24 protein-coding genes are annotated in these 24763 nt (G+C 46.0%); 17 read left to right on the top strand and 7 right to left on the bottom strand.

Annotated features, from left to right (window positions below; translation table 11 throughout):
• The first annotated feature begins 64 nt into the window (after window positions 1-64).
• The 3 genes from IQ263_RS14525 to IQ263_RS29840 all read left to right on the top strand — a co-directional run bounded on the left by IQ263_RS14525 (window position 65) and on the right by IQ263_RS29840 (window position 1562).
• Window positions 65-430 (top strand): four helix bundle protein, encoded by a 366-nt coding sequence (locus IQ263_RS14525; protein WP_194068051.1) that lies wholly within the window; start codon window positions 65-67, stop codon window positions 428-430.
• Between the two features lie 196 nt (window positions 431-626).
• A complete protein-coding gene (locus IQ263_RS14520) occupies window positions 627-1301 on the top strand; it encodes an N-acetylmannosamine-6-phosphate 2-epimerase (RefSeq protein WP_194068047.1) in 675 nt (224 codons plus the stop codon).
• Window positions 1302-1388: 87 nt separating this feature from the next.
• On the top strand, window positions 1389-1562 hold the full coding sequence (locus IQ263_RS29840; RefSeq protein WP_370589103.1) for a hypothetical protein: 174 nt from the start codon (window positions 1389-1391) through the stop codon (window positions 1560-1562).
• Here the strand turns inward: IQ263_RS29840 and IQ263_RS14515 are convergent.
• A complete protein-coding gene (locus IQ263_RS14515; protein WP_370589102.1) occupies window positions 1541-1834 on the bottom strand; it encodes a phage holin family protein in 294 nt (97 codons plus the stop codon). The genes IQ263_RS29840 and IQ263_RS14515 overlap by 22 nt on opposite strands.
• A 213-nt stretch (window positions 1835-2047) precedes the next feature.
• Between IQ263_RS14515 and mrdA the strand changes: the two genes are divergently transcribed.
• The gene (gene mrdA, locus IQ263_RS14510; RefSeq protein WP_194068046.1) at window positions 2048-3862 is read left to right on the top strand and encodes a penicillin-binding protein 2; all 1815 of its coding nucleotides are present in this window, start codon (window positions 2048-2050) and stop codon (window positions 3860-3862) included.
• 349 nt (window positions 3863-4211) lie between these two features.
• On the opposite strand, the gene IQ263_RS14505 is transcribed toward mrdA, so the two are convergent.
• Window positions 4212-5258 carry a hypothetical protein gene (locus tag IQ263_RS14505; protein WP_194068045.1) on the bottom strand — a complete coding sequence of 349 codons (1047 nt, stop codon included), beginning with the start codon at window positions 5256-5258 and terminating at the stop codon, window positions 4212-4214.
• A gap of 99 nt (window positions 5259-5357) precedes the next feature.
• On the opposite strand from IQ263_RS14505, the gene IQ263_RS14500 reads away from it, so the two are divergent.
• The 3 genes from IQ263_RS14500 (at window position 5358) to IQ263_RS14490 (ending at window position 8641) form a co-directional block, all read left to right on the top strand.
• A complete protein-coding gene (locus tag IQ263_RS14500; RefSeq protein WP_194068044.1) occupies window positions 5358-6293 on the top strand; it encodes a metallophosphoesterase family protein in 936 nt (311 codons plus the stop codon).
• A 162-nt stretch (window positions 6294-6455) separates the two neighbouring features.
• Window positions 6456-7346 carry a DNA adenine methylase gene (locus tag IQ263_RS14495; RefSeq protein ID WP_194068043.1) on the top strand — a complete coding sequence of 297 codons (891 nt, stop codon included), beginning with the start codon at window positions 6456-6458 and terminating at the stop codon, window positions 7344-7346.
• Window positions 7347-7348: 2 nt separating this feature from the next.
• Complete coding sequence (locus IQ263_RS14490; RefSeq protein ID WP_194068042.1) at window positions 7349-8641, top strand: type II restriction enzyme; 1293 nt, start codon at window positions 7349-7351, stop codon at window positions 8639-8641.
• A 111-nt stretch (window positions 8642-8752) separates the two neighbouring features.
• Here IQ263_RS14490 and IQ263_RS14485 read toward each other — a convergent pair whose 3' ends face one another.
• The gene (locus IQ263_RS14485; protein WP_194068041.1) at window positions 8753-8953 is read right to left on the bottom strand and encodes a hypothetical protein; all 201 of its coding nucleotides are present in this window, start codon (window positions 8951-8953) and stop codon (window positions 8753-8755) included.
• A gap of 70 nt (window positions 8954-9023) precedes the next feature.
• On the opposite strand from IQ263_RS14485, the gene IQ263_RS14480 reads away from it, so the two are divergent.
• The 3 genes from IQ263_RS14480 to IQ263_RS14470 all read left to right on the top strand — a co-directional run bounded on the left by IQ263_RS14480 (window position 9024) and on the right by IQ263_RS14470 (window position 10881).
• Window positions 9024-9227 carry a DUF751 family protein gene (locus IQ263_RS14480; RefSeq protein ID WP_194011343.1) on the top strand — a complete coding sequence of 68 codons (204 nt, stop codon included), beginning with the start codon at window positions 9024-9026 and terminating at the stop codon, window positions 9225-9227.
• A gap of 406 nt (window positions 9228-9633) precedes the next feature.
• A complete protein-coding gene (locus IQ263_RS14475; RefSeq protein WP_194068040.1) occupies window positions 9634-10026 on the top strand; it encodes a PadR family transcriptional regulator in 393 nt (130 codons plus the stop codon).
• A 318-nt stretch (window positions 10027-10344) separates the two neighbouring features.
• Complete coding sequence (locus IQ263_RS14470) at window positions 10345-10881, top strand: cofactor assembly of complex C subunit B (RefSeq protein ID WP_194011341.1); 537 nt, start codon at window positions 10345-10347, stop codon at window positions 10879-10881.
• A gap of 458 nt (window positions 10882-11339) precedes the next feature.
• Here the strand turns inward: IQ263_RS14470 and IQ263_RS14465 are convergent, their stop codons facing one another.
• A complete protein-coding gene (locus IQ263_RS14465) occupies window positions 11340-11660 on the bottom strand; it encodes a DUF3155 domain-containing protein (protein ID WP_194011340.1) in 321 nt (106 codons plus the stop codon).
• Window positions 11661-12298: 638 nt separating this feature from the next.
• On the opposite strand from IQ263_RS14465, the gene IQ263_RS14460 reads away from it, so the two are divergent.
• Together IQ263_RS14460 and IQ263_RS14455 are read left to right on the top strand one after the other, a co-directional pair.
• Window positions 12299-13681: a GAF domain-containing sensor histidine kinase gene (locus IQ263_RS14460; protein ID WP_228050053.1), complete on the top strand. Its 1383-nt coding sequence runs from the start codon at window positions 12299-12301 to the stop codon at window positions 13679-13681.
• A gap of 31 nt (window positions 13682-13712) precedes the next feature.
• Window positions 13713-14405: a hypothetical protein gene (locus IQ263_RS14455; RefSeq protein ID WP_194068038.1), complete on the top strand. Its 693-nt coding sequence runs from the start codon at window positions 13713-13715 to the stop codon at window positions 14403-14405.
• A gap of 463 nt (window positions 14406-14868) precedes the next feature.
• Here IQ263_RS14455 and IQ263_RS14450 read toward each other — a convergent pair whose 3' ends face one another.
• A complete protein-coding gene (locus tag IQ263_RS14450; protein ID WP_194068037.1) occupies window positions 14869-19710 on the bottom strand; it encodes a CHAT domain-containing protein in 4842 nt (1613 codons plus the stop codon).
• Between the two features lie 223 nt (window positions 19711-19933).
• On the bottom strand, window positions 19934-20134 hold the full coding sequence (locus IQ263_RS14445) for a hypothetical protein (protein WP_194068036.1): 201 nt from the start codon (window positions 20132-20134) through the stop codon (window positions 19934-19936).
• A gap of 61 nt (window positions 20135-20195) precedes the next feature.
• Between IQ263_RS14445 and IQ263_RS14440 the strand changes: the two genes are divergently transcribed.
• The gene (locus IQ263_RS14440) at window positions 20196-20390 is read left to right on the top strand and encodes a hypothetical protein (RefSeq protein WP_194068035.1); all 195 of its coding nucleotides are present in this window, start codon (window positions 20196-20198) and stop codon (window positions 20388-20390) included.
• Window positions 20391-20473: 83 nt separating this feature from the next.
• On the opposite strand, the gene IQ263_RS14435 is transcribed toward IQ263_RS14440, so the two are convergent.
• Window positions 20474-20761: a hypothetical protein gene (locus IQ263_RS14435; RefSeq protein WP_194068034.1), complete on the bottom strand. Its 288-nt coding sequence runs from the start codon at window positions 20759-20761 to the stop codon at window positions 20474-20476.
• Window positions 20762-20982: 221 nt separating this feature from the next.
• Between IQ263_RS14435 and IQ263_RS14430 the strand changes: the two genes are divergently transcribed.
• The 4 genes from IQ263_RS14430 (at window position 20983) to IQ263_RS14415 (ending at window position 24541) form a co-directional block, all read left to right on the top strand.
• Entirely contained in the window at window positions 20983-22560 is a 1578-nt protein-coding gene (locus IQ263_RS14430; RefSeq protein ID WP_194068033.1) for a NupC/NupG family nucleoside CNT transporter, read from the top strand.
• A 600-nt stretch (window positions 22561-23160) separates the two neighbouring features.
• On the top strand, window positions 23161-23766 hold the full coding sequence (locus tag IQ263_RS14425; RefSeq protein ID WP_194068050.1) for a DUF3318 domain-containing protein: 606 nt from the start codon (window positions 23161-23163) through the stop codon (window positions 23764-23766).
• Window positions 23767-23813: 47 nt separating this feature from the next.
• Window positions 23814-24086: a hypothetical protein gene (locus tag IQ263_RS14420; RefSeq protein ID WP_194068032.1), complete on the top strand. Its 273-nt coding sequence runs from the start codon at window positions 23814-23816 to the stop codon at window positions 24084-24086.
• A gap of 2 nt (window positions 24087-24088) precedes the next feature.
• Window positions 24089-24541, top strand: a complete 453-nt coding sequence (locus IQ263_RS14415; protein WP_194068031.1) for an HNH endonuclease — start codon at window positions 24089-24091, stop codon at window positions 24539-24541.
• Window positions 24542-24763 lie beyond the last annotated feature (222 nt).

Below are 24763 nucleotides of genomic sequence, written 5' to 3'. Positions count from 1 at the left end.
GCGAAGCGGAGGGATGGGGCATGGGGCATGGGGCATTTAATATAATTGAGTGTTTGAGGTAATTATGGGAAGACCTGATTTTGAGGAATTAGAGGTTTATAAGTTGGCGGAAAGTTTGGCGAATGAGATTTGGGAGATTGTTAAAAAATGGGATTATTTCACAAAAGATACGATGGGCAAACAGATCGTTCGGTCTGCTGATAGTGTATGTGCTAATATTGCTGAAGGAAGAGGTCGTTATAATGACCAAGATAATCGGCGTTTTGTAAAAATTGCCAGAGGCTCTTTGTACGAAACAGTACACTGGTTAAGATTAGCGTATGCTAGACAACTTATCACAAGCGAACAAGTAAGCAAATTTAAACCAATTGTTGATAAATTACTACCAAAACTTAACGCTTATTTGAGTTCAATAGGACACAGGGAATAAATTACAAAAAAAATCCCAATGCCCTGTTTGGCCGATGCCCTGTTTGGCCCATGCCCCATGCCCATCCCTTCGCTGGGCCCAATGCCCTGTTTGGCCGATGCCCTGTTTGGCCGATGCCCTGTTTGGCCGATGCCCTGTTTGGCCAATTCCCTGTTTGGCCAATTCCCCATGCCCAATTCCCAATTCCTAATTCACCATGATTAATTGTCAAATTCCTACAGGATTAATTGTTTCTTGTCAAGCACCTGCCGATTCGCCGCTGCACGATCCGATCGTCATTGCGGCAATGGCTCGCACCGCTGTCAATCGAGGGGCTGCGGGGGTGCGGATTGACTCTCCGGCTCACATTGCGGCGGTGCGAAAACAGGTATCGGCTCCGATAATTGGGATTTGGAAGCAGCAATTGCCGGGATGCGAGATTTACATTACTCCTCGGTTTGAAGACGCGCGGGCGATCGCCACTTCTGGAGCCGATATTATCGCCGTTGACGCGACTTTGCGAAACCGTCCTGCTGGCGAAGAGTTAAAAACGTTAATCGATCGAATTCACAGCGAATTAGGGAAATTGGTGATGGCGGATGTAGACACGATCGAAGCTGCGATCGCGGCGGCCCAAGCTGGTGCAGATACTGTCGCAACTACTCTTTTTGGCTACACTCCACAGACGCAAAGTTTCTCGCCGCCCGGATTTGATTTGCTAGCCCAAATGGTAGAAAAGCTTAAGGTTCCAGTTATCTGCGAAGGCGGAATCGCCGGGCCAGAAATGGCAAAAAAAGCATTAAACTTAGGAGCAGCCGCTGTAGTTGTCGGCACAGATATTACTGGAATTGACATCAAAGTAACAGCCTATAAGTCGGTGATTGGGAAGTAAGAAGGAAGAAGGAAGAAGGAAGAAGGAAGAGGGAATAGGGGACAACTAAGAAGGGAGAAAGAAGAAGGAATAAGGAATATTCGGCGATTGAAATCGGTTCTAGAGAAACGAAACGCGCAAGGTAATGTGTGGAAATATCGGGCGATTTCGATCGCCCTTTTTCTGGGGAAATTGCTAAATCAGCGCGCTATTGATAAAGCTGCTAACTGCTGCCAGGGCGATCGCCCCCAATACCGCGCTCACAGGCCCATCCGTAGGTGAAATCCTTCCACTAGCTTCGCAGCAGAGGCAAAAACGATCGCATTCATCACAAAAGCAAACACGCCGGAAAGCAATCCCAGCGTCAGCAAGTTCGGCAGGAAAAAAACTGTTTTCAGAATGGGCAAAATTAAAACATTCAACAATCCCAACACCGCAGCGGAAATTACGGCTTTCGGTGTGCTGTCAATTTCCACACCGATTGGCAGTTGAGAAATTAGCAGCAAGCTGCTGCCCGTCACCAGCCAAGCAATCAAAAAATCGAGCGGTTCCACAGCGCCTGTACCTCCTGAGAAGTTGAATTGTCACAAAAACTTGATATTTAAAATCTACTTTAATCACAAAATATGGCTGATTCGTCTGCCAACCGGTAGAATTTCTGTCTGTCACTAAAGAGTGAGAAGTTATAATGCTTGCATCTTCCACCAAATAATCCGGATGGCAACTGCATCTACTTGTTAGTTGAATAAAAGAGCAGATTAATTAATATGGCTGGCGATTTTTCTTTTAAATCTCACGTCCGATTCGACAAAAATGCCTTGGATAATGGTACGCGCCAGCGCAGCCGATCGTTCCAAGTGATGGTTTTGATGCTGCTAGTCACTACTTTGGTGACGCTGCCGGTATTTCGTCTCGCGGAACTGCAACTGGTACAGGGAGCATACAACAGACAGCGGGCGGAAAATAACCGCATTCGCCCTGTTTCTGTCGCAGCTAATCGCGGTCAAATTTTAGACCGCAACGGCAAAATTTTTGCGGCTAATCGCGTATCTCGATCGGTTTATCTGTGGCCGAAAGAGCGATCGACCAAAGACTGGGAAGAAGTCGCCGCTACACTCGGCCCGATCGTCAAACTTCCCGCAGCCGAAATTCTCAAAAAAATCGAAGAAGCAGGCTACAAATCTGCCCTCCCAGTGCGAATTAGTAAAAATATCGATGTCGGTACTTTTGTCGCATTGGGAGAACAAGCTAATACTTTGCGGGGAGTTGAAATTCGCGCCGAATCGAGCCGAGACAATCCCAACGAACAACTAGCAGCTCACGTTTTAGGATACGTCGGCGAAGCTACTTTAGACGAATTAAAAGCTAATCCTACATATCCGATGGGAATGATTGTCGGTCAGATGGGAGTTGAAAAATTAGCCAATAAAACTTTAGAAGGCGTTTGGGGAAACCGTTTGATCGAGGTGAATGCTAAGGGCGAGGAAATCCAAGATTTGGGTGTAAAAGCTCCTATTCCCGGCAAACCGGTGCAGCTAACTTTAGATTTGGATATGCAGAAAACTGCAGAAAAAGCTTTGGGCGATCGCCTGGGTGCAGTTGTGGCGATCGATGTCAAAACCGGAGCTCTTTTAACAATGGCTAGTTGGCCGACGTTTGACCCCAATATTTTCACTCGGAAGGTAACTCAAAAAGAATGGGATCGACTGCAAGGGCCAGACAAACCATTTTTAAATCGGGCAGTTCAAGGCTATCCAGTCGGCAGCACTTTTAAGATTGTAACTTCTGTAGCCGGGATGGAGTCGGGCAAGTTTTCTCCTGACTCGACTTTAGTATCATCTTCTTCTATTAATATCGGCGGAATTACCTTTAACGAACACGGCGCTGGTTACGGCGTTATCGGTTTTCGGGACGCTTTAGCCTACAGCAGCAATACATTTTTCTATCAAGTAGGCATGGCTGTAGGGCCGGAAGAAATGGCGAAATGGGCTAAAAAAATGGGCATTGGCGGTGCTATTAATTTAAAGCTTTTGGGGTTGGATGCAGCCAATCACGGTCAAGTTCCGATCCCTGCTGAGAAACAGAAAATGTATGGGGAAGATTGGTATGTGGGCGATACGGTGACAATGGCGATCGGTCAAGGTTTGGTACTTTGTACTCCCCTAGAATTGGCTGTGATGGTGTCAACTATTGCCAATGGCGGTTCGCGAGTACAGCCGCATTTGTTGGCTTCTCAAACCAATACGCCTATTACTAAAAAAATTCCAACAGGTATTAAGCCGGCAACTTTAAACGTCGTTAAACAAGGATTGATTGACGTGGTGAAAAAAGGTACAGCCCGCGCGATGAATGACGGTACTATTCCTTTAAGTGCTGGTAAAACTGGAACTGTGGAAATGCCCGGACATCCTGACAATTCTATGTATGTAGGTTTTGCTCCCGCTGACAAGCCGGAAGTTGCGATCGCAGTTATTGTTGAAGGCGGCGGATTTGGTTCGGTTTCGGCGGCACCAATTGCTCAAGAGGTATTCCGAACCTATTTTAAAAAGCAGGGTTTTAAACCTACTAATAAACCTTTCTAGTCATGAGTTAATTGGTGACTGTTGACTGTTCATATTTTGTGATGTAGGGTGCGCGAGGCGCACCTTTTTGCTATCAGTGCGCTCAAAAGTTTTCCCCTACCCATTGTCTCCTATCGTTTCCGGTTGCATCGGAATGATTTAACCGGCGCTAGAACACAGAGAACACAGAGAGGTCAGAGAGAAATGAATAATTCCGATCCTAATGGAATTGATATCACTTCCAAGAAAATGCGATTTCTTAAAAAGATTAACAGCGGTAAGGTGTGCATTGCACACCTTACATAATTTGATTCTGCGTCCTAGAATTTAAAAATGGTCGGACGGTTTACAGATACAAAAAGTTAAAAATCTAATTAATGCCTCTTTCTAAAATAATCATTTCCGAACCAACAATTGGACTTCTAGCGATTAATTTACCTTCGGAATTGGCAATTTGTAACTTGCTGAAATCGAGTGCATTAGCTTCTTTCCACATTTTACTTGCTAGCTGATTTTGCTCTATTGTGCTGAGATTGTACCAATCTTCAGCGACATTCACTGTCAAAAGGCCGATGGAGAAATCAGCTTGAACAGACCTAACTAAACCGCCGCCAAGTCGATCGGTAATGTCAGCAACTTGAGTTTGAATTGCAGCAATCAAAGACTGTTCCGGCGTTAGTGGTGGCGGGATAATTTCTATCGATTGCCGTTTGTCTGGTGCTACTAAATCGGGCGATTTGCTTTTTAATTTAGCGGATGTTGGCTGAGAATTTGCGATCGCCTCTGGTGATTTGGCTGTGTCCGGCAAAAAATCGCTAAAGGTAGCCGGCGACTGCGGCGGTGCTGCAATAGGCGCTTTTGCTAGTTGTTCCGGCGGTTTTGCTGAGAAACTGTTGAAGGTTAAACCGACTGCAACGATGAGAATTGCTGCTAAGGAAGCGTTTAAAATTGGATCTGACACCTTGGCGCTGACAAAAGGCGGCAGCAGCTCGCGCACTAACCGCACAATACTTTGCCAAAGTACAACGACTTTCTCTAAAAAACTGTCGCCTGCGGGTTTTGATACAGACTTTTTATTATCGGATTTTACCATAACTTTTGGGGGGGGAACGCTGTTAACTTGCGCTTTTACTTCCGCAGCAACAGCCGGAGGAGTTACTGTTGCTGAGTCAGAAGCGGTGGGCGCGATCGGCTTTTGGGGCTGCAACGGGGGTTCTGCTGCTACATTTTTCCCTTTTTTCCCCAAATTCCGAATTGAGAAAATCAAAGCTTTGATTTTCTGATTTTTGGGAACGGCGCTGCTGGCATTTTGAGCTTGGCTGGTTGTGGCGGCAGACTTTGCAGCCGCCTCGCCAACCTCCGCTTTCGGAGATTGAGACGCTTCTGGAGTTGGTTGGTTTAGTTGTTCTTCTGACATTTTCTTTGCCTTGGAGCGTTGCAAATATATCTAAAATTGAATTTTAGTTGAGTCTTCTCAGCCTTAATTTATCATTTTATTAGTTGTAACTGAATCATCATGAGCCTTAAACGCCGTCGCTTTCTATTTTTAGCCAGTCTCAGCAGCTTAGATTTTACCGGAGTCTGGAAAATGCTTCAGCTTCGGACTTCCTGGGGTACAGACGCGAATGCTGCTGTACCTTCTAATGTTGAGGCTCAAAGGGCGATCGTCCCATTGCCGGCCTCACCGCCTATTTTACGCTTTATTTCGGTTGCCGACACCGGCACCGGGGCTAAAGGTCAGTATGCTGTGGCTGAGGCGATGACCCAATATCACGGGGAAAATCCTTTTAATATTGCTGTTCTCGCCGGCGACAATATCTACAATAACGGCGAAATTGAACAAATTAATGCTGTTTTCGAGAAGCCTTATCAGTCATTATTGCAGCAAGGCGTAAAATTTTATGCTTGTCTGGGAAATCACGACATCCGCACTGCTAACGGCGACCCGCAAGTTAAATATGCGGGTTTTAATATGCAAGGTCGCTACTATACTTTTCGGCGCGATCCGGTACAGTTTTTTGCATTAGATACCAATCGCAATGCGGATTGGAAAAATCAGCTTGTTTGGCTGGAGAAAGAGTTGAGTAAAAGCACTGCACCGTGGAAAGTTGTGTTCGGCCACCACCAGATTTATTCCTCTGGTATCTACGGAGTGAATCAACCTTTTATTAAGACTTTGACACCTTTGTTTAAAAAGTACGGCGTGCAGCTTTATATCAACGGACACGAGCACAGCTACGAACGCACCCGATCGATTGACGGTACGACTTATTTGATTTGCGGGGCCGGCGGGGGCACTCGTCCGGTGGGGCGTTCTGAGTGGACGGAGTTTTCGGCTAGTCGGCTGAGTTTTGCGACGTTTGATATTTATGAAGACCGGATGTTTGTCAGTTCTATCGGTACTGACAAGCGGGTTTTTGATAGAGGGGTGATTGAAGTGCGATCGGCTTAATTCAAAATTTTTGCCCTCACATATCAGATTAATAAAATTTTGTCAAGGTGTCTTTGTCGATAGATTTAACTGCGACTTACACCTTGAATCAATATCACCCTTTACTCTTGACTTGAACAAAAATTCAAGTACAATGAATTGTTCAGCGTTAGAGGCATCTGAGTGAAAAGCGATACGTTAGTAAGAGGGAAAATTAATCCCTTAGTAAGACCTTTCTTAAAGTGGGCAGGAGGTAAAAGGCAGTTATTGCCAGAAATTGTTAAGTATGTTCCCAAGCTGACAAGCAAACATACATACTATGAACCTTTCATAGGTGGAGGTGCACTCTTGTTTGAGTTACAACCCCAAAAAGCTGTTATCAATGATAGCAACAGAGAACTGATTAACTGCTATCAAGCGATCAGAGACTCTTTAGATGAGCTGATGGAGGAATTAAGCAAGGATAAATATAGCAATAGCGAAACTTCTTATTATGATATGAGAGACTTAGATCGTTCAGCTAAAAAATATGCCGATTTGTCGGCAGTTGAAAAAGCAGCACGAATCATTTATCTAAATAAAACTTGCTACAATGGTTTGTTTAGGGTTAATTCCCAAGGTCAATTTAATGTTCCGTTTGGTAGATATAAAAATCCCAATTTTTTAGATGAGGCTGTTTTAAGAGCTGTAAACAAATACTTAAGTAGCAACACCATTATACTGTCAAATTTGGATTTTCAAGAAGCTGTTAAAGATGCCCGAAAAGGAGATTTTATTTATTTAGATCCTCCTTACGATCCTGTTTCGGAAACAGCTTCTTTTACTGGATATGATGTGAATGGCTTTAATAGACACGAACAAGAAAGACTAAAAAAAGTTTTTGACGACCTAACGACCAAAGGTTGCAAAGTGATGATGAGTAATTCTTGTACGGATTTTATTCTGGATTTGTACAATGATTATCGGGATACAATCAAAAAAGTTAGGGCAACGAGAAGTATCAACTCAAATGCCTTGAAAAGAGGTAAGATTGATGAAGTATTAATTTTAAATTATCAAGTTCAGGACAAATAAATATGAGAAAAAACAAGAAGACTGCTAACGATAAAGCCTGGGAAACACTATTTGAAACGCATAATATCTTAGAAGAAGTAGATAAAAATGGCTGTTTTGAAATAGAATCGGCTCAAATCAACAAGCTAAGAGAAAGCAGGCTGATGGCAAAGTTCGATCACTCTGTCAATTTGCCGGATATCTTTCGAGAAAATCATCTATCAATCTTGCCAATTTCTCGCTCAAAATATGTGATTGGTAAGTTTGGTACACACTTTGAAGTTAAGTACGATCCTGAAATAGAAGTAATTCCTTTTGACTTTCCTTCACACATAGAGAGTATAGATTGCACAAATTTATATTCTGAAAGTTCCGCATTGCACTGTGCGTTTAATATCGGTCTTATAGATGATTTATTAGGCGAAAAAACAGCTTATACTGTTTCTGGGAGAATGTCTACAGAGTCCTTTAATTTTAATATTATCAATCCCACCACCAACAAACCCTATTCAATCAAGGTTAAAAATTCTCAGTGTGAGATAGATGCCGGATTTGAAAGCGACAACTATTTTGTATTGATAGAAGCTAAGAACTATTCGATCGAGGATTTTTTGATTAGACAACTTTACTATCCTTACAGATTGTGGTCACAAAAAATAACTAAAAAAGTAATTCCAGTATTGATGACATACTCTAACGACGTTTTTAGCTTTTTTATTTATGAATTTAGCAATGATGAAGATTATAACTCTCTGAAACTGAGAGAACAAAAGAATTATACGATCGCTCCCCAAGAAATACAACTGAGCGATGTCGATCGGGTATTCAATAATATTCAACTAATTGCAGAGCCAGATGTTCCATTTCCCCAAGCTGATAAATTTGAGAGAGTAGTAGATTTATTATCATTGTTATTAGAAAGAGATTTAACTAAAGATGATATTACAGAAAACTATGAATTTGACCGCAGGCAAACTGATTATTATACTAATGCTGGATTGTATATTGGACTGATAGAAAATTATCAAGATTCCCTAAGAAAAAAAGTAATTTTTCGCTTGACAAGTGAAGGAAGGTCAATTTTACATAAAAGACCTAAATTAAAATATCTAGATTTGATTAATAAGATTTTACAACGTAAAGTTTTTTATTTAGTGTTTCAATTAGCGCTTGAACTGGGACAAATTCCGCCAGAAGATGCAATCTGTAAAATAATCTCAGAAAATCGTTCAGATATTAATGATACAACTATAAAAAGGCGTTATTCTACTGTCCGAGGGTGGATTTCTTGGATTTGGTTCCAAATCAAAGACTAAAATTCACATAGTTTGATTCTGTGGGCTTTTATTACCTTCGACCTAGTTCTACCGTAAGGCCGGTTTCTGAAACGGACGCGGCAAGAGGGAAGAAGGTGCGGAAGCAGACATTTATCTATAAATAACAGCCTTATAATGTCGATCGCAACTAGAACTGAATATAAATACTTCTGAAGTTGTCACCGGATGTTGCACGGGATTAAACAGACCGCGATCGATCGACCAAAAATATTCGTTAGAATTATATATATCAGCCTCGCCGGCAAAAACGCCCGATCGCCCGAGGAGCCGATTTAGCTCCGGCTGTGCCAAAATTATCTAACTCGCTCACAAGTGTTACCAGTCAACGATCGAGCTGTAACAAATTACCCCATCTGCGCTCATGCAAGATTTCATTAATAACGTCTCTAGGTACCCCCGTTTTTTGATTACTGTCTGTCTCGGAATCTTCTTTTTCCTGTTCGAGCGACTCAAACCTCTACTCGATCGACCGGCAACAGCCATCGTCCTGGTTACTTCGATTGTAGCGACTTTTGTCTTTCTAACTTTTACCCTGCGCGCCATGTTAGGTCTGAGCCCGGTTTAAAAGCAAGTTTCGGCCCGAAAAAGCCGGCTTGCTCTGACAAACTGTGGCCCCCTTGGAAAGGCAGGTAGAGGGTTTAGGGAAGTTTCTGCTGCTGAGTTTGAGCGGAAACACTAATCACTAAAGCCAACGAAATTCTGATGTGCGATCGCCCGCGCCGGCAATAGCCGCTGCGATAGATTATAAGAGAAAGAAAGTTACCCTAGTTATGTGAGCGCTCCTCAACCTTGGCGCAAGCAAACATTACCTAAGTGCAGCACAACTCTTTCGAGCCATCAACACAACTGGGGAAATACTGCACCTCTGTTTCCCCGATTCCCACTTAGTTCTTAGGAAGCGGCACACCCCGCCCCGCTTTCCTCTCCCGTCAACCTGACGGTATCGCGAGAGTTTCTAGCGGACAAGACAGATGAAATTTGAACATATCTATCAATTTTTTCAAGACCCCCCTCCTGTTTATCTAAACAAGGAACTAGCAGTGTGCTACATTCTCTCGGTGTTATTGCGATCGGATTCCTACGGTACAGAACTCATCGGACAACTAGAGCGGGAATTCCCCATCTACCGACTTTCCGATACCGTCCTCTACAGCGCTCTCAAATTCCTCGAAGATGAAGCCGTCATCACCGGTTACTGGAAAAAAGTAGAAGGACGCGGCCGCCCCCGCCGGATGTATCAAATCCTCCCCGAGTGGCGGCACCAAGCTCAAGACCTAGCTCGCCTGTGGCACGATTATATCGGTCAGGGAAACGGCGCGTCTGGCCGTCGCCCCCGTGCCCTAGAAACCGGTCACACAGGTTAGTCGGTGTTGGAATCGGATGCCTAAACCCTTGAAATGCTGGCGCTACTAGCAAAGCGAACTGCCTTCCTTGTCTTCGCTTTGCAAGCATCGCCGCACAGGAATTAGAGCAGCTACACTACGTCAGGACTTACGCATTGTCACTTGAAAATTAGAAAGCGTGGGGAGATATAAGAATTTGGTGATGGGGAGAAAAAAACCTTGCTACAAAGCTTGTTGGTAATTTTGGTAAGCAAGTGTCTGCGTAAGTCCTCGATCGCTTTTGTCTGTAAAGTTCTGTAAAGTAGTAGTAGATAATTTCAATTACACAAACTTCTACCGATGGATACTACTGTTCTTTCTTCAACGTTTACGATCGCCCTGCTGATGACTGTAGGCTTGTTTTTCTTCATCAAGGCCTCAGTCAAAGAAAGAATCGAACAAATCAAGTTTGCTTCGCCCCGCGCCCAAGAGTCGCTTTTAACCCAGCTACAAGAGTATTTTGCTTCTAGAGCTTACCGAGTTGTAGCCGTCGATGCCCCAAACTATAAAGTCACTTTTGAAGGTTTTGTGCGGCCTAGTTGGTTTTTAGCTATTTTTCTCACTTTGCTGAGTGCAGGCGGCACTCTGTCCTTGGGCTTGCTTTTGGGAATGCTACTTCCCCAGCAAGGTCAAATTTTCCTAGCTTTGGTACTGCTGTCACCGCTGGCGGGAATATTTTACTGGAAAAAAGCTGGACGCTCGGAGCAAGTTTCCCTTAAACTCGAATCTGTTGCTGAGTCGGGAAGCCAAACTAAGAGCCTGGTTACTGTCAGAGCTCACCGCGATGAACTAGCAGCTATGGAAAAAGCTTTAGATTTAAAACCGCTGGAATATTAAAATTTTGGTGTGGAACGTTTTTTGATATGCTAGATGCCGTGCTTAAAGTTCTAGCCGACTAACCGATGAATGTTTGCGGATCTCTCAAAGAGTCCGAAAGCTCGATCGACAGAACACTCAGTCGATTTTAGAGTCGAGATTTGAGATTTTCGATTTATCCTCAAGATGAATCTGGGAATTTGAATTTTCGTCTAAAATTTGAAGCCGCGACAGCCCTGCGGGGCTTGTATCCGTGAGCGGTGTCTAAAAAAACCATTATCCTGAGAGTGCGCGCTGTGGCGATCGCCCTTTGCAGGCGAGTATCCTGTTGCGATGGAGCCTTATACCCTTATTCTGTATTCTTAAGGACTTTTCGCGTAAATTTCAGCCAGCACTCTCCAGACAATGAGAACTCTCGCACTTTTGTTAAAAGAGCTAGACAAACATTGCTGTCAATGTTTTGAACTCAACATTTTGACCTATGCGCGGGCGGACACCACAGGAATTTTTTCGGAGGCTGTTTCCAGCATTACCTTTAAACTGGGAAACAAGAAATGGTTCTCTTCTACGTATTGGGCTCCGAATAAACCTTTTTCAGCCCAGAAGTATCTGTCGGTGGTATGCTCGTTACGCTTGACTAACAGCAAAGCAGGGGGAGCAATGCCTTCAGCATGGATGAACTTGCGAGCCGCTGTTACGGGTTTATCTTCGCCGCTCTCGATGCTATATTGAGGCACGCACTCTAAAATTCTGCGTCCTTCTTGTCGGCGGCGACTCTTGCGTTTGCGTCTCCTGGCCAATTTCTTTACCTCCTCTGTAAGCAGACAGTATGAGCAGACAGTATGAACAGACAGGTTTTGACATACTCCCCATCCCTAAAAAAAATGGGGATTCTGGATTCTAACAGCTTTCCTCAAGCACGGCTTGTCCGATCTTGCCGAGCCCCAGGTTGATGCCCCAACCTATTTGAGATTTTTTGGATGCTAGAGTTGAGACCGGATTTTTACATCTGGCGAATCAACAATATATGATTCAATCATCAAAGCCGTCCCGATCGGACGGGGTTTGAGATCGATTTTTTAGGTAATCATAGCTACCAAATCCGAGGCCAGTATATCCCTTCTAGCTCAAAAAATCAACGGTTTTTAATATATCGACACAATCTTAACATTCGTGCCGATCGACAAAATACACCAGTTGTGGTAATGTAGGCCGCAAGTTCCGGCAGCAGCCAAGCTGGGAAATCTGTGGAAAGTATGCAGGCGGGACTTTACTTTTAAGCAATTTTTGTTTGTGAAAGCCGAATGCTTTGAACCTAGCAGCCTTCCATCAAAGCGGAGACACCAGAAATTTAGAAGTTTCTCATCTGTAATCGGCACCGGCCCAGTTGTAATTGACTTAGAATTCCGTTAGATATCTTAATGTGGCGCTCATGTTAATGCCAGCCAGTTCCGAATTTGTCCAGCTTTGCCGATCGCAGGTGGCGATCGCCGTCAGTTTGGGAGCGACATTCAGCGCGGTATACCTGACACAAGAACTCGTACCCGGAAGCGCAGCAAAGTTGGTAGAGATCGCGGTTTACCCAGAAACATCAGCCGAATCGGAAGAAAATCTGGGGCTGAGGCTGCAATCTTCCCAAAACTCGACAGCCAAACCAGTGCCGCGGCTGGCTGCGCCAGCTTTTCCTGTGGAAGAATCGACGGTGGGGGCGATCGCGCCCGAGCAGAGCCCGGATAATCAGCGGCGGAACGATCGGTGTCAAGGCCCGGAGAATGTGTGGCAGCAACGCCGGCAAATTGTGACGCCTATGGTACACGAGGGAGTTGTAATGGGACTCCTGGTGTGCGGCAGGCAAGACAGGCCTTGGAACGATCGAGAGGAGGCTCAAATGCAGCAAATTGCTCGCACCTTGACCCTGGCTTGTATTTTAGACCAGCGATCGCAGTGGATGCAGCAGGAATTGGGCACGGCGAGGCAAATCCAGACTCAGGTGTACGATACGATGCACAATTTGCTGCACCAGTTCAAAAGTCCGCTGACAGCGTTGCGAACTTTTGGTAAGCTGTTGGCGCGCAGGCTGGTACCGGAAGACAGAAATCGCAATGTGGCTTTTAGTATTGTCCGAGAGAGCGATCGGCTGCAAGACTTGCTCGCCGAGTTCGATCGCACCCTTGACACCGGCGAAGCAAATCTCAGACTCCCATTGGGCACTTCAGAAAAAGCAGTGTCCAATTTAGAATTAATGTCGCATTCTTCTCTGTCGCTGTCACCAGCAGCCAATTTGGAAGAATCCTGTTTTGTGGGATTGGTGCTACAACCGCTGTTAATTTCCGCCCGGGCGATCGCATCTGAAAGGCGTCTATCATTGGTAGCCGACATTCCGGCAGATTTGCCGCCAGTTTCGGCGAACGATCGAGCTTTGCGCGAAGTTTTGAGCAATTTAATTGACAATGCTTTGAAATATAGCTCTGTCGGCTGCCAAATTTATATTAAAGTAAGGTACAAGGAAGCGAAGGGCGATCGGGCAACACACCACCCATCACCTGCCATCGCAGTGGCAGTCAGCGACACAGGTGCCGGGATTCCACCCCAAGATTTAGAACATTTATTCGAGCGGCACTACCGGGGAGAAAAAGCGCAGACAGAAATTCCCGGCACCGGATTGGGTTTGGCGATCGCCCGCGATTTAGTCCGCCAAATGCAAGGAGAAATTGAAGTATTTTCTCCAGTAAATCCCGAATGGCTGCCACCAGCAGAAACTCATTTATATCCAACAGATCGCGGTACTACATTTGTACTTTGGCTGCCGCTCAATCAGTAGTAACTAAGCCTATTGCTTGGAGATAGTTTTTATGAAGCGTCGGTCTTTATTAGATCAAATTCCCAATTTTTCAAATTCTTTAGAATTTTTCAAAACACACTTTTTTACTGTACCGTTTTTAGCTGCTTTCAACATTCTGACTGTCCTGATTTTGGGCTGGCTAAGCGTCTACGCAAAACTCAACAAGAAGGGAGACGGAGTTGAACGCCTGTTTAGCGATCCTTTTAATTTCTGGTTCCCTTACGAAGGCATTCTCACCGGAGTTTCCGAAGTCCTAGGGTGCAGTTGTGTGGCAATTTGTGCATTTAGTTTTGGATTGCTGCGCCAAAAAGATCCCCGCAGTCGATCGACCATCTTCTTATTTTTTAGTGCTTTACTGCTGGGAGTCTTGTATGTGGATGACAGGTTTCGGATGACTTTGATTCTTACTCGGCTGGGAATATCTAAAAAAATAATTTATTTATGTTATGCGAGCGGGATTTTTCTTTACATATCTAATTTTTGGCGGTACATCAAAACTACTCCTTACTTGCCATTAGTCCTAGCATTATTGTTGTTTGCTATCTCGCGGTTTGAGGATATTATAAACTCTCCAAGTACAGGATTGCACGCGATGTTAGAAGATGGCACTAAGTTATTAGCTCTTCTGAATTTGGCTTTGTATTTTTGGCACGTATGTCATCAGGAAGTTGCGCGGCATTTCCAGCCTAGCGAAAAATATTAAGGAAGAAGAGTTAGTTGTTAGTTGTTAGTTGTTAGTTGTTAGTTGTTAGTTGTTAGTTGTTAGTTGTTAGTTGTTAGTTGTTATTTGTTAGTTGTTAGTTGTTAGTTGTTAGTTGTTAGTTGTTAGTTGTTATTTGTTAGTTGGTAGGGGCGGTGGATGGTGCGTGCCCGCCCTCAGTTGTTAGTTGTTAGTTGTTAGTTATTGGTTATATCAATTCCGGTTGCACTCATACATGATGTTAACAGTCAACAGTCAACAGTCAACAGTCAACAGTCAACAGTCAACAGTCAACAGTCAACAGTCATCAGTCATCAGTCCTCAGTCATCAGTCATTAGGGAAAATGCCCAATCCCTCCGCTTCGCTCCGCCCAATGCCCTGCGCGGGCCAATTCCCAATGCCCTGTTTGGCCAATGCCCTGTTTGCCCAATGCCCCATGCCCCATGCCCCATGCCCAATGCCCAATTACCAAGGATTGCCAATCATTGTAAAAGCAGCCCAATAATAAGGATGGGAAAGCATTCGATCGCCCCTGGCCGCAATTTCAGGAGGTAAAGCGATCGCCTCAGAAAGCCCTTCAACTCGCAACATCCCGTCTTGAATCCGCACCCGCCCCCGCAACATCTGCAATTGCGCCCACCGCAAAGCCTCGGCTTTAATCATCAAATTACCACCGCTTCTGGGAGTCCGCAACAGGCGGTAAAACTCCGTCATTAGTCCCAAAGTCCCCTCATCGCTGACTTCCCACAAACTCGCCAAAGCCGATCGCGCACCGCTAGCTACCGCCAAACCCGCAAACCCCAACTCCGCCTCTTCATCGCCCAAAGCGGTACTGCACGCGCTTAAAACTAACAGGTGCACTGGCGGTTCATTCCACCGCAACTGCCGCATTTGATCGAGGCGCAATTTAGTATCCCACAACTGAATGTAAGAATTTTTCGGTTCTCCTGGCTGGAATTCGCTGTGAGTTGCTAAGTGAATAATTCCAAAAGGTTGATTTGCCCGTTGAGCTTGCAAATTCGCGAGAGTAAAATCTTGATTCAAAAATGATTTTCCGCGCGTCGGCGGGGCGATCGACTCTAACTCCACCGGTACCGCCGGTAATGGCGCTTTATCCTTAAATACCGACGCCCCCATCGCCAACACTTCATCGTCAGTAATATTGTCGTAGCGGATATCAGTCAAACTCAGACTCGGCATCACGCTCAAGCTATATTTCTCAACTAAAAATTGTTTGCCATCGTGAAGAGCTGCAAACGGCACGCTTCGCAAACCCGCTGCCGGAATTACAATTAAATTATTAATTTTTAAAGCTGCCAATTCTCCTGCAAATGGCGCAATTAACCACCGATAAAGTTTTTGAGCTGCATCCAAATAACTGATACTATTTCTTCTTCTGGGATTAGTAATTTCCGTTTGCAAAGCGTCGGCTAATTGCAGTACCTGCCAGCGCGTTGTCGCCGGAATTAAAACGCGCATCGGTTGAGCGTTAGCTGTGACTAACACTAATTCTAAATGCTCGCCGGTAGGAACATCGGAAACTTCTGTGCCGGCTAGTTGCCAATTCTCCCCCAACCCATCTTCTAACATTTTTGGAGGCGGCGGGATGAGGTTTTTTCTGACAGGAAATAGATTAGATAAATCTCGACTTGCCACCAGCACCGAATCATTTTCTGTGGCTGCTGCTTTTGATTCGCTGACCCAATTCATATAAATGATTGCAGATTTTACCCCGGTAATTTGTTCGTTTTTGCGAAGGGTTTCGTAAATTACCGACATATTAGTAATCGGCTTTCGGGCGGGCAAATCTAGATATTTTTCGTATTCGCGAGTGAAGGTTTGTTCAAAGGCTAAAATACCGGATACTGCGGTATCGAATCTGCGAGAAGGAACGAAAATTTCCGGGCTAGTTGGGGAATTTCTGTTTTGATTTGGCGGTCGCAATTGTACTTGCAAAGATGCAGGAAATGACAGCGCCGGATCGGGAATTGGTTCGGGAATTGGTTCGGGGATTGGTTCGGGAATTGGTTCGGGGATTGGTTCGGGGATTGGTTCGGGGATTGGTTCGGGGATTGGTGGAGGAGTAGGGGGCGCGCCCGGTGTAATTAGGGAAATCTGGTTTTGTAAACTTCCTTGGGTGTAAGTTTGCCCAAAGGAAAAACTGGGCAAAATGGCGTTTTCTGCGCCAGCATTAATGCTTCCCTGAGTTCCGTTGTCGATCGCCCCGCCAACTACAAAGGGTCGATCGCTACCGCCTCCGTGCCGAATGGCGATCGCCCCGCCTCCTGTACCTCCTGCAGTAGAAATACTGGCAAGATTGCCGGATATATCGTTAAAAACATTGTTCGATCGAAACAAACCGAGGGTTGTGACATCAACACTGCCACCTCTAGCGTTGATAAAGCCCGACTGAATGTTACCGATCGCGCTCAGAGAGACTGCGCCGCCGTTTCCCTGAGTGCCGCTGGAGTTGAGATCGAGAGTAGAAATGCCGGCTTGCGAGGTAAGGGCAATATTGCCGCCGATCGCCCCCGAAGAGTTCAAACCTCCCGCAGTTAAAGCGCCGGCATTGCTTTTGACGGCGATCGCGCCACCTGTTCCCGTTGCTGACGAAGAGTCGATCGCCCCTGCTGCAACAGTATTTCCCTCAACCCGAATGCTGCCGCCGTTGGAGGTAATATTGCCAGTCCGAACCTCGTCCAAAGCTTGCAAGTTCGCATTGCCGCCATCCGTCCTTAAATTACCCTCTAAGAGTACATTTCCTGCCTTGATATCGGCTCCCAAAGCGGCCGTGCTGTCCCCCCTGATGGTAGCAAAATCTCGCGCGTTCACGCTCAAAAAGCGGGCTGCAATTTGGGAAGTAGCCGTCACGCTAGCAGCATCAGCCGAGAGCACGCCCAACCTCTGACTTTGACCGACTGCGCCGGTAAAGGTAATGTTGCCGCCAGCGCGCAGCGTCAAATTATTTGCCCGGCCTTGGATGCTGTCGAGGGTACTGGCAAAAGTGATGTTGCCGGTACTGGCCGAAATTGTGCTGCGGCGATCGACTGTGACGGGACTTTTGAAAGTGATGTCGCCAGATGTGGCGATATCGCCAGCTATCTCGGTACCCCCGCCGCTGACAGTCAAACTCGCCAGCGGTGCAGCTTCACCGACGACTGTACCGCCGAACCGCACTCGCCCAGCGTCAAGTCTCAGGGCGCGAGCTCCGTCCAGGCTGCCGGAAAACAGAATGCTGCCCGTGGCTTGAGCGTCCAAAGCTGCATCAGCATTCAGGGAAAGGTTGCCAGTAAAAGCGATATCTGCGCCCGGTGCGGCGATGTTGGCACCGATCTCCGTTTGGGGCGCGTCGAGTGTCAAGCTAGCGCTGCCGGTTGTTCTGAGGGGATGGTCGATCGCGATCGAACTGCCTTGAAGTGTCAGCGGGCTGTTGAAGGTAATGGGTGCGACGATCGCGATCGAGCTGCTGTTGGCGCGCCCGATCGCGATCGAGCCGAAACCCGCCGCCAAAGCACCCAGATCACCTCCCGTCAAGTCCAAAACCCCTAAAATATCGCCAGTGCCGCCCACCCGAATCCCTCGGCCGTCGCTGGGCTGCAAGCGAATTTTCCCCCCCGCACTGCTGACGGAATTGCTGCCGCCCCTGAAGTCAATGCCGTTAGCAGTCAGAGCGATATTGCCGCCGTTAGCGTTGACTCCGCCCAGAGAAATGCTGCTGGCAAAAATGTTAATGTTGCCACCTTGAGTCTCGATTAAATCCTTGGGGTCATTGACAAAAAACACTCCGCCTGATGTAAATGTTACGCTGTCTCCGGTTTGCGCTTGCAGTGCGAGTTTGTTGTCGGGTAAGTCTTGGAGGGTGATGTAGCCGGGGGTTTCTACAACTACGTTGCTGCCGGCCGCCATCTGTTCCAACTGCACTTCTGAGATCGATGTTTCAGTGGGTGATTCTGTGGCTTGGAGTTCCCCGCCAGCAGAGGATGAAGGGCTGTTTTCGCCGTTACCGCTGACGATCGCAATATTTGCCGGATCGAGCCACAAATTGCCGATCGCCCCGTTAGGCGCGCGGGTATCCACCTCTCCTTGGAAAGTTAGAGCATTTTTACCCGAAACTTCCACTCTGCCGCCGTTACCTGCTGCTGTGCCGCCGCGAGCCGTAATATTGCCGAAGAAGCGAGTTGTATTGTCTGACCAAATTGTCGCTGTGCCGCCGTTACCGCGGTCGATCGCGTCTGCTGCGATCGTAGAATCAGGACTAACATAAGTTACCAGGGAATTTGGCACTGGTTCCGTCCCCCGGAAACCGCCACCGACGCGCACGACTCCTCCGCCATCTGTCCCGGAAGCATTGATATTTGCGCCGAACAGTCCGACTTTTGACCCTAAAATATTGACTGTGCCGCCTCTGGCACCAGAAGGTGCAAAGACATTTACAGCACCCGATACGATCGCGCTTCCGGCATTTACCGGCACTGTTTGGCCCCCAGTCAGGATTAATTGACCTTGTTCGTTAGTCGTTAAACCTGTGGCTGACTCTAGGCCTGGGCCAGTCAGCAACACAGGTAAAGCAACTGGGGCGATCGCCGATTTGTCTGACTGCAAAGACGGAGTAATTTCTAAACTCAATAAATTACCAGTCTGACTGATGCGGACTGTATTGCTTCCCGCAACAGCAGCCACCGTAATTTGACCGGCCGGGGCGGACAATTGCCCGGTATTGATCGCAGCACCGCCCAACAAAGTTAAATTTTGACCGCTACCAACTGCTAAGTTTCCAGCATTGACAATTATCCCAGATTGTGAGTTATTAAAATTAAATTGAGTGGGATTTCCCAGCAAGGATTTATAATCATTAATTCCGGCCGCATTAAACCAGCGATCGCCGAAACCGATATTCGTAGAAGTTGTGGCAAAAAAAGACCCCGGCACGTTCAATCTCGCATTTTGACCGAAAACAATTCCCGCCGGATTCATTAAGAATAAATTCGAGTTTCCCCCGCTTATTGAAATCACGCCATTAATGAAGGAAACATTGCCGCCGGAAATTCGCCCTAAAATATTTTGAATATTTGGATTAGTTAGAAAATTAGCAATTTGACCTTCGCTGAGATTAAATTGGCTGAAGCTGTGAAACAAGTTTGTGCCGTTTCCAGACAGTTGTCCGCCTCTAATTTCTAAGCGATTTTGCTCCTGGTTGACAATAGTATTAGTGCCGTCATTTGCCGGAATGACAGATTGCGATCGCGCTGCTAGCGGTAGCAGCAAAAAACCTAATGTCAAAATTATAGCAGAGCGAAAATAGGTCATTAGTTATTAGTTATTAGTCATTAGTCATTAGTTATTAGTCATCAGTCATCAGTCGTTAGTGGTTGACAATTCCCAATTCCCCATTCCCAATTCCCCATTCCCAATTCCCCATTCCCAATTCCCCATTCCCAATTCCCCATTCCCCATTCGCCATGCCCCATTCTAATCTATTGTAGTTTTGATTTTTTTTGAGCTGTAATGTTCCGCTAAAGTGCCAATAAACTTAAAAAGCTTGCGGGCACGGCGGTTTGCTCCCAGGGTGCAAATCAGCGTCTTTGAGTCGATCGCCCTCTAAAACCATCTTTTGCCAGAATGTCAGAAATACCAAGCAGATTCCGTATTTATCGGTCGCAGGTGTCTTGACAAAACGCCTGCTGAGTCCTAAGATTGGAGCAAAGATTTGGGTGAGAAGGCAAAAACCCACAAAATAACTGCCTCCTCTAGCAAAATTAAAAATAAAATATTGATGCTTTTAGGGACAGATAATGCAAAATCAACCCTTCCCATTTTTAAATGAACAAGTAGTTGAACGGATCTTTGCCTCTGGCGAACTGACTCGCGAAGACAGACAGCGAATTCAGTCAATGCTCTTAGACGAGTCGATCGGCGAAAATGAATTGATCTTAGTTGAAAAAGTCATGGAAGGCGTAGTCAAGGGCGTACTCGACGTGCTGAATTAATTGAAAACTTGCACGCGCCAATGTAAGTGTAAGGTGCGCCCGGACGCACCTTACCCTAATTTGAAATCAAATCGAAAGTCCTTCTAAAAATCATCATAGTCCTCATCGGAGCTCTCATCCGAACTCTCATCGGGACGCACAAGTTCAGAAGGAGGCCTATCGCTACTCCAGGCCCACCACACGCCGTCGCACTGACAGCGATAAAATTCTTGCCACTTGCGACGCTGGAACTCACTGTATACTGGCGATCGGCGATTAATCCAGACCTCGCGGGCATCAGTGCAGCTAGCACCGCACTTGGGACAGCAAAACTCAGTAGCGTGAACCGCCATCGCAGTCCATTCGGGAGGATGTGGAGCAAAAGCTTCCATGTGTTGCGTGTTTTTATTTAAACTGCTGGTAATTACGGCAAATCAACGGTTGCTAAAGATCCGCTTCCGCTGGCGCTGACATGAACAACGACATAAATACGCTGTTGAGTGCGTAATTGATCTGCTAATTATTTTTTTGGCACTTGCCGTCCGATGAATAGTATAACTGATGTGGTACAAACCGTCGATCGGCATTCTCAGCTATTTTAAGGACTAGACTCATGTCTATTTACAACTTTATCTCATTTCTGGGCATTTTTGGGCTCTGCGCGATCGCCTGGATTTTCTCAGAAAACCGCCAAGTTCGTTATATACCTTGGCGCGTCATCATCTGGGGAATTGGCCTGCAATTAGTCTTAGGATTTTTAGTATTCCTGTTTCCCCCAACTCGTATCGCCCTAGAATGGTTTACAGGCTTGCTCGATGGAGTATTCACCGCTGCTGACACCGGAGCGAGATTTGTATTCGGGAGCAATATTGTACCAGTACCGGGTAAAGAGCCGGCAATTAATTTAGGATATATTTTCGCCTTTCGAGCTTTACCGACAGTCGTCTTTTTTTCCGGCCTCATGGCCTTACTGTACAACATCGGCGTAATTCAAATTGTCACCGAAGTTTTTGCCAAAATATTTTATAAGACAATGCGGTTGAGCGGCGCGGAAGCCCTCAGCGGCGCAGCCAATATTTTTGTAGGAATAGAAGCAGCAATAGTCGTCAAGCCTTACTTGCCGCAAATGACTCGTTCCGAACTTTGTGCCATTCTCTCCTGCTGTTTTGGAACCGCCGCTTCATCAACTTTAGCAATTTACGTCAGCTTTCTCAAGCCTGTATTTCCCAATATTTTAGGACATTTAGTTTCCGCCTCAATTATCGCCATTCCCGCTTGCTTTGTCATCTCCAAAATTTTAGTTCCCGAAACAGGCGTGCCGCTGACAATGGGCGGCATCCCCAAGGAAGAACGGAAGCCTCAAGGCCTCGGCGAATTTATCAGCGACGAAATTTCGGAAATCGACGGCGAAGCGCTCAAACAAGAGACTGTGGGCGGAGAACCCATCGAACGAGTCAGCCCTTTGGATGCAGCGATAATTGGTGCATTGGACGGTGTAAAAATGGCAGTGGCGATCGCCGCTGTTTTGATTTTAATCTTGGGCTTAGTTTCCTTAATCAATCAATTCTTTGGCTGGCTAGCCGTGTTGCCGGCTCCCATCGGCACAATCTTTAGTTTTGTCACCCTGCAAAATATCCAAGGAGTTTTATTTTATCCGCTAACCTTGTTAACTGGAGTTCCCATTGAGGATTCTTGGGTAGCATCAGTAATCATCGGACGGCGCCTGTTAGAAACCGCAATTCCGCCCTATCAAAGTTTAGCAGAAGCCGCAAAACAAGGACTGATTAGCGATCGCACAGTTTTGATTGTCAGTTACGCCCTTTCCGGCTTCGCGCACCTAGCATCCGTCGGTATATTTGTCGGCGGTACGATCGCCCTAATTCCCTCCCGCCGCAAAGACATTTCCGAACTCGGTTGGAAAGCATTATTTGTCGGCACCCTAGCAACAATGATGATTGCCTGCATCGCCGGCTTATTTGACACCGGAGACGCGAGCATTTTAGGTGCTAAGGCAGCCCCTGCAGCTCCGATAACTGCCCCCGCTTCCCAAAAACAGCAGGCATCCCCAAGCGTAACTTCCCAGCCGTCCGTTGCCCCAGAAATTGCCAGCCCGAAGCCTTCGCCGAAGGGTAACAAAGCAACTCCAAAAGCTCAAGAATCTCCTAAATCTGAATCGAAGAAAACGCCTTAATTATCTTCTAATGGCTTGTAGGAGCGGGTTCACCCACAATATTTATCAATTATTGACAATTCGGTAAAAACCGCCCTCACGCAACAGTAAAATCCCGCTTGTAGGGGTGGGTTGGCCAACAATATTTAACTGGTAAACTGGTTCCAATGCTCTGCCTTGGAACCGATATTCAGAGGCTCTGCCTCGACTGGGAAAAAGGAGGCAGAGCCTCCGGATATGCGTTACCATACAGAGCCTGTTAATGAGTAGTAATAAACGAGATTTATCGCACCAATTCCCTCTTCCTGATGACCAATGACTAATGACTAATGACCAATGACTAATGACTAATGACCAATGACTAATGACCAATGACTAATGACCAATGACCAATGACCAATGACTAATGACCAATGACTAATGACCAATGACCAATGACTAATGACCAATGACTAATGACCAATGACTAATGACCAATGACCAATGACTAATGACTAATGACCAATGACCAATGACCAATGACCAATGACCAATGACCAATGACCAATGACCAATGACCAATGACCAATGACTAATGACCAATGACCAATGACTAATGACCAATGACTAATGACTTCAACTATGAATCCCGAACCTGAAATTCGCCGCCTGTTAGATGTGATGCCCGCTTCCGGTCGCATGACGTGTAAAATTATTAATAAGCCTCAACAATCGACGGTAATTGATTGCGATTTTCCTTTGCCTTGGAATCAATCTCGACCGATTTATATTAATTTTGATTTGTGGAGGTTGCTATCTAAGCCGCAGCGAGATTTGCTGCTATTGCGAAATGTGAGTTTTTTGGGCAATTTCAAGTGGTTTAAAGCGGATATTTATCAAGGTGCTGCTCTGGCGGGAATTGTCGGGACTGTTGTAGAGTTGTTGCAGGGAGATGCGATCGGAATTGCGATCGCCGGTGGGTTGACGGGACTGGCGATGACTCGAATTTGGCGCGACAACCGCAGTTCGCAAGTAGAGTTAGATGCTGACGAGACGGCGATTAAAGTGGCTCTAAGGCGCGGTTACAGCGAAGCCGAGGCCGCCGGACATTTGCTGTCTGCTATTGAAGCTGCGGCGCAAATTGAAGGGCGCAGTTTGGATTTTAATGAGTTGATTCGGTGTCAGAATTTAAGGGCGATAGCGGGTATTTCGGCGGTGGGCGTGCCCGATAGTGTGAGGAAAGATTGAAAAAAACCTTGATATAATCAAGACGGAAACCCATAAAATCCACAACTATGCTAATCCTGCCAAAACTGGAAAACCTGCGCGATACTCTACCTATAGAAGGAGCTGTCCGAATTGAATTAGTGGAAGGCATACCCATTTTTAAAGCCTCCACCGCTGTTAAAAATCGAATCCAAGAACTGTTGGATAAACAACAAACTTTGCCCCTAAATCATGAGGAAGAACAAGAACTCAATCTTTACGAAGAAATCGACGATTACCTCAGTTTTGTCAATCGGACTGTCCGCAATCTTTTCTTGGGTCAGATTCAGCCTACTGCATAGAAATGTCCCCTCGTCGTCTAATCCCTGAAAATATTCAAAATCAAGTTCGTCAGAGAGCAAACTGTCTGTGCGAATATTGTCATGCCTCCGAACAATGGCAGTACGTAGAGTTTACTATCGAACACATCATTCCCTTAACTAAAAATGGGACTAACGATATTGACAATTTGGCACTAGCTTGCTTTCACTGCAACCGCAAGAAATCTGATAAAACTAGAGCGATAGATGCTCAGTCAGACGTAGAAGTACCCTTGTTTAATCCCAGACAAGATAGTTGGAACGAACATTTTATTTGGTCTGCGGATGGATTATCAATAGTTGGTTTGACTCCAATTGGACGAGCTACAGTTACAGCATTAGTCTTAAATCGAGAGAGAGTCATTAATATTCGGGCCGCTGACAAAGCTATAAAACGACATCCACCTGCAGGGGATTTAATTCAATCAGAAAGTTGAGCATACTGAGAGTTACTCAAACTTTGAGCGGCTACTTCTGCCACAAAATTTGTACTGCAATGAAAGCTCGATTCCTGCCGAAAGCTTCGCTAACGCACTTATTTTAATTATTTTAATCGAAAGCGCGATCGCCCGATCGACCTCCTATGACTGGGAGCATCTCACTTTTGCAGCCAAGCTAGAAATTGGAGGTAGGAGGCAGGAGACAGGAGACAGGAGGAA

Origin of the sequence: Tychonema sp. LEGE 06208 (assembly GCF_015207505.1) — a bacterium.
Lineage (GTDB): Bacteria > Cyanobacteriota > Cyanobacteriia > Cyanobacteriales > Microcoleaceae > Microcoleus.
This window is presented reverse-complemented; position numbering and strand designations above follow the sequence as displayed.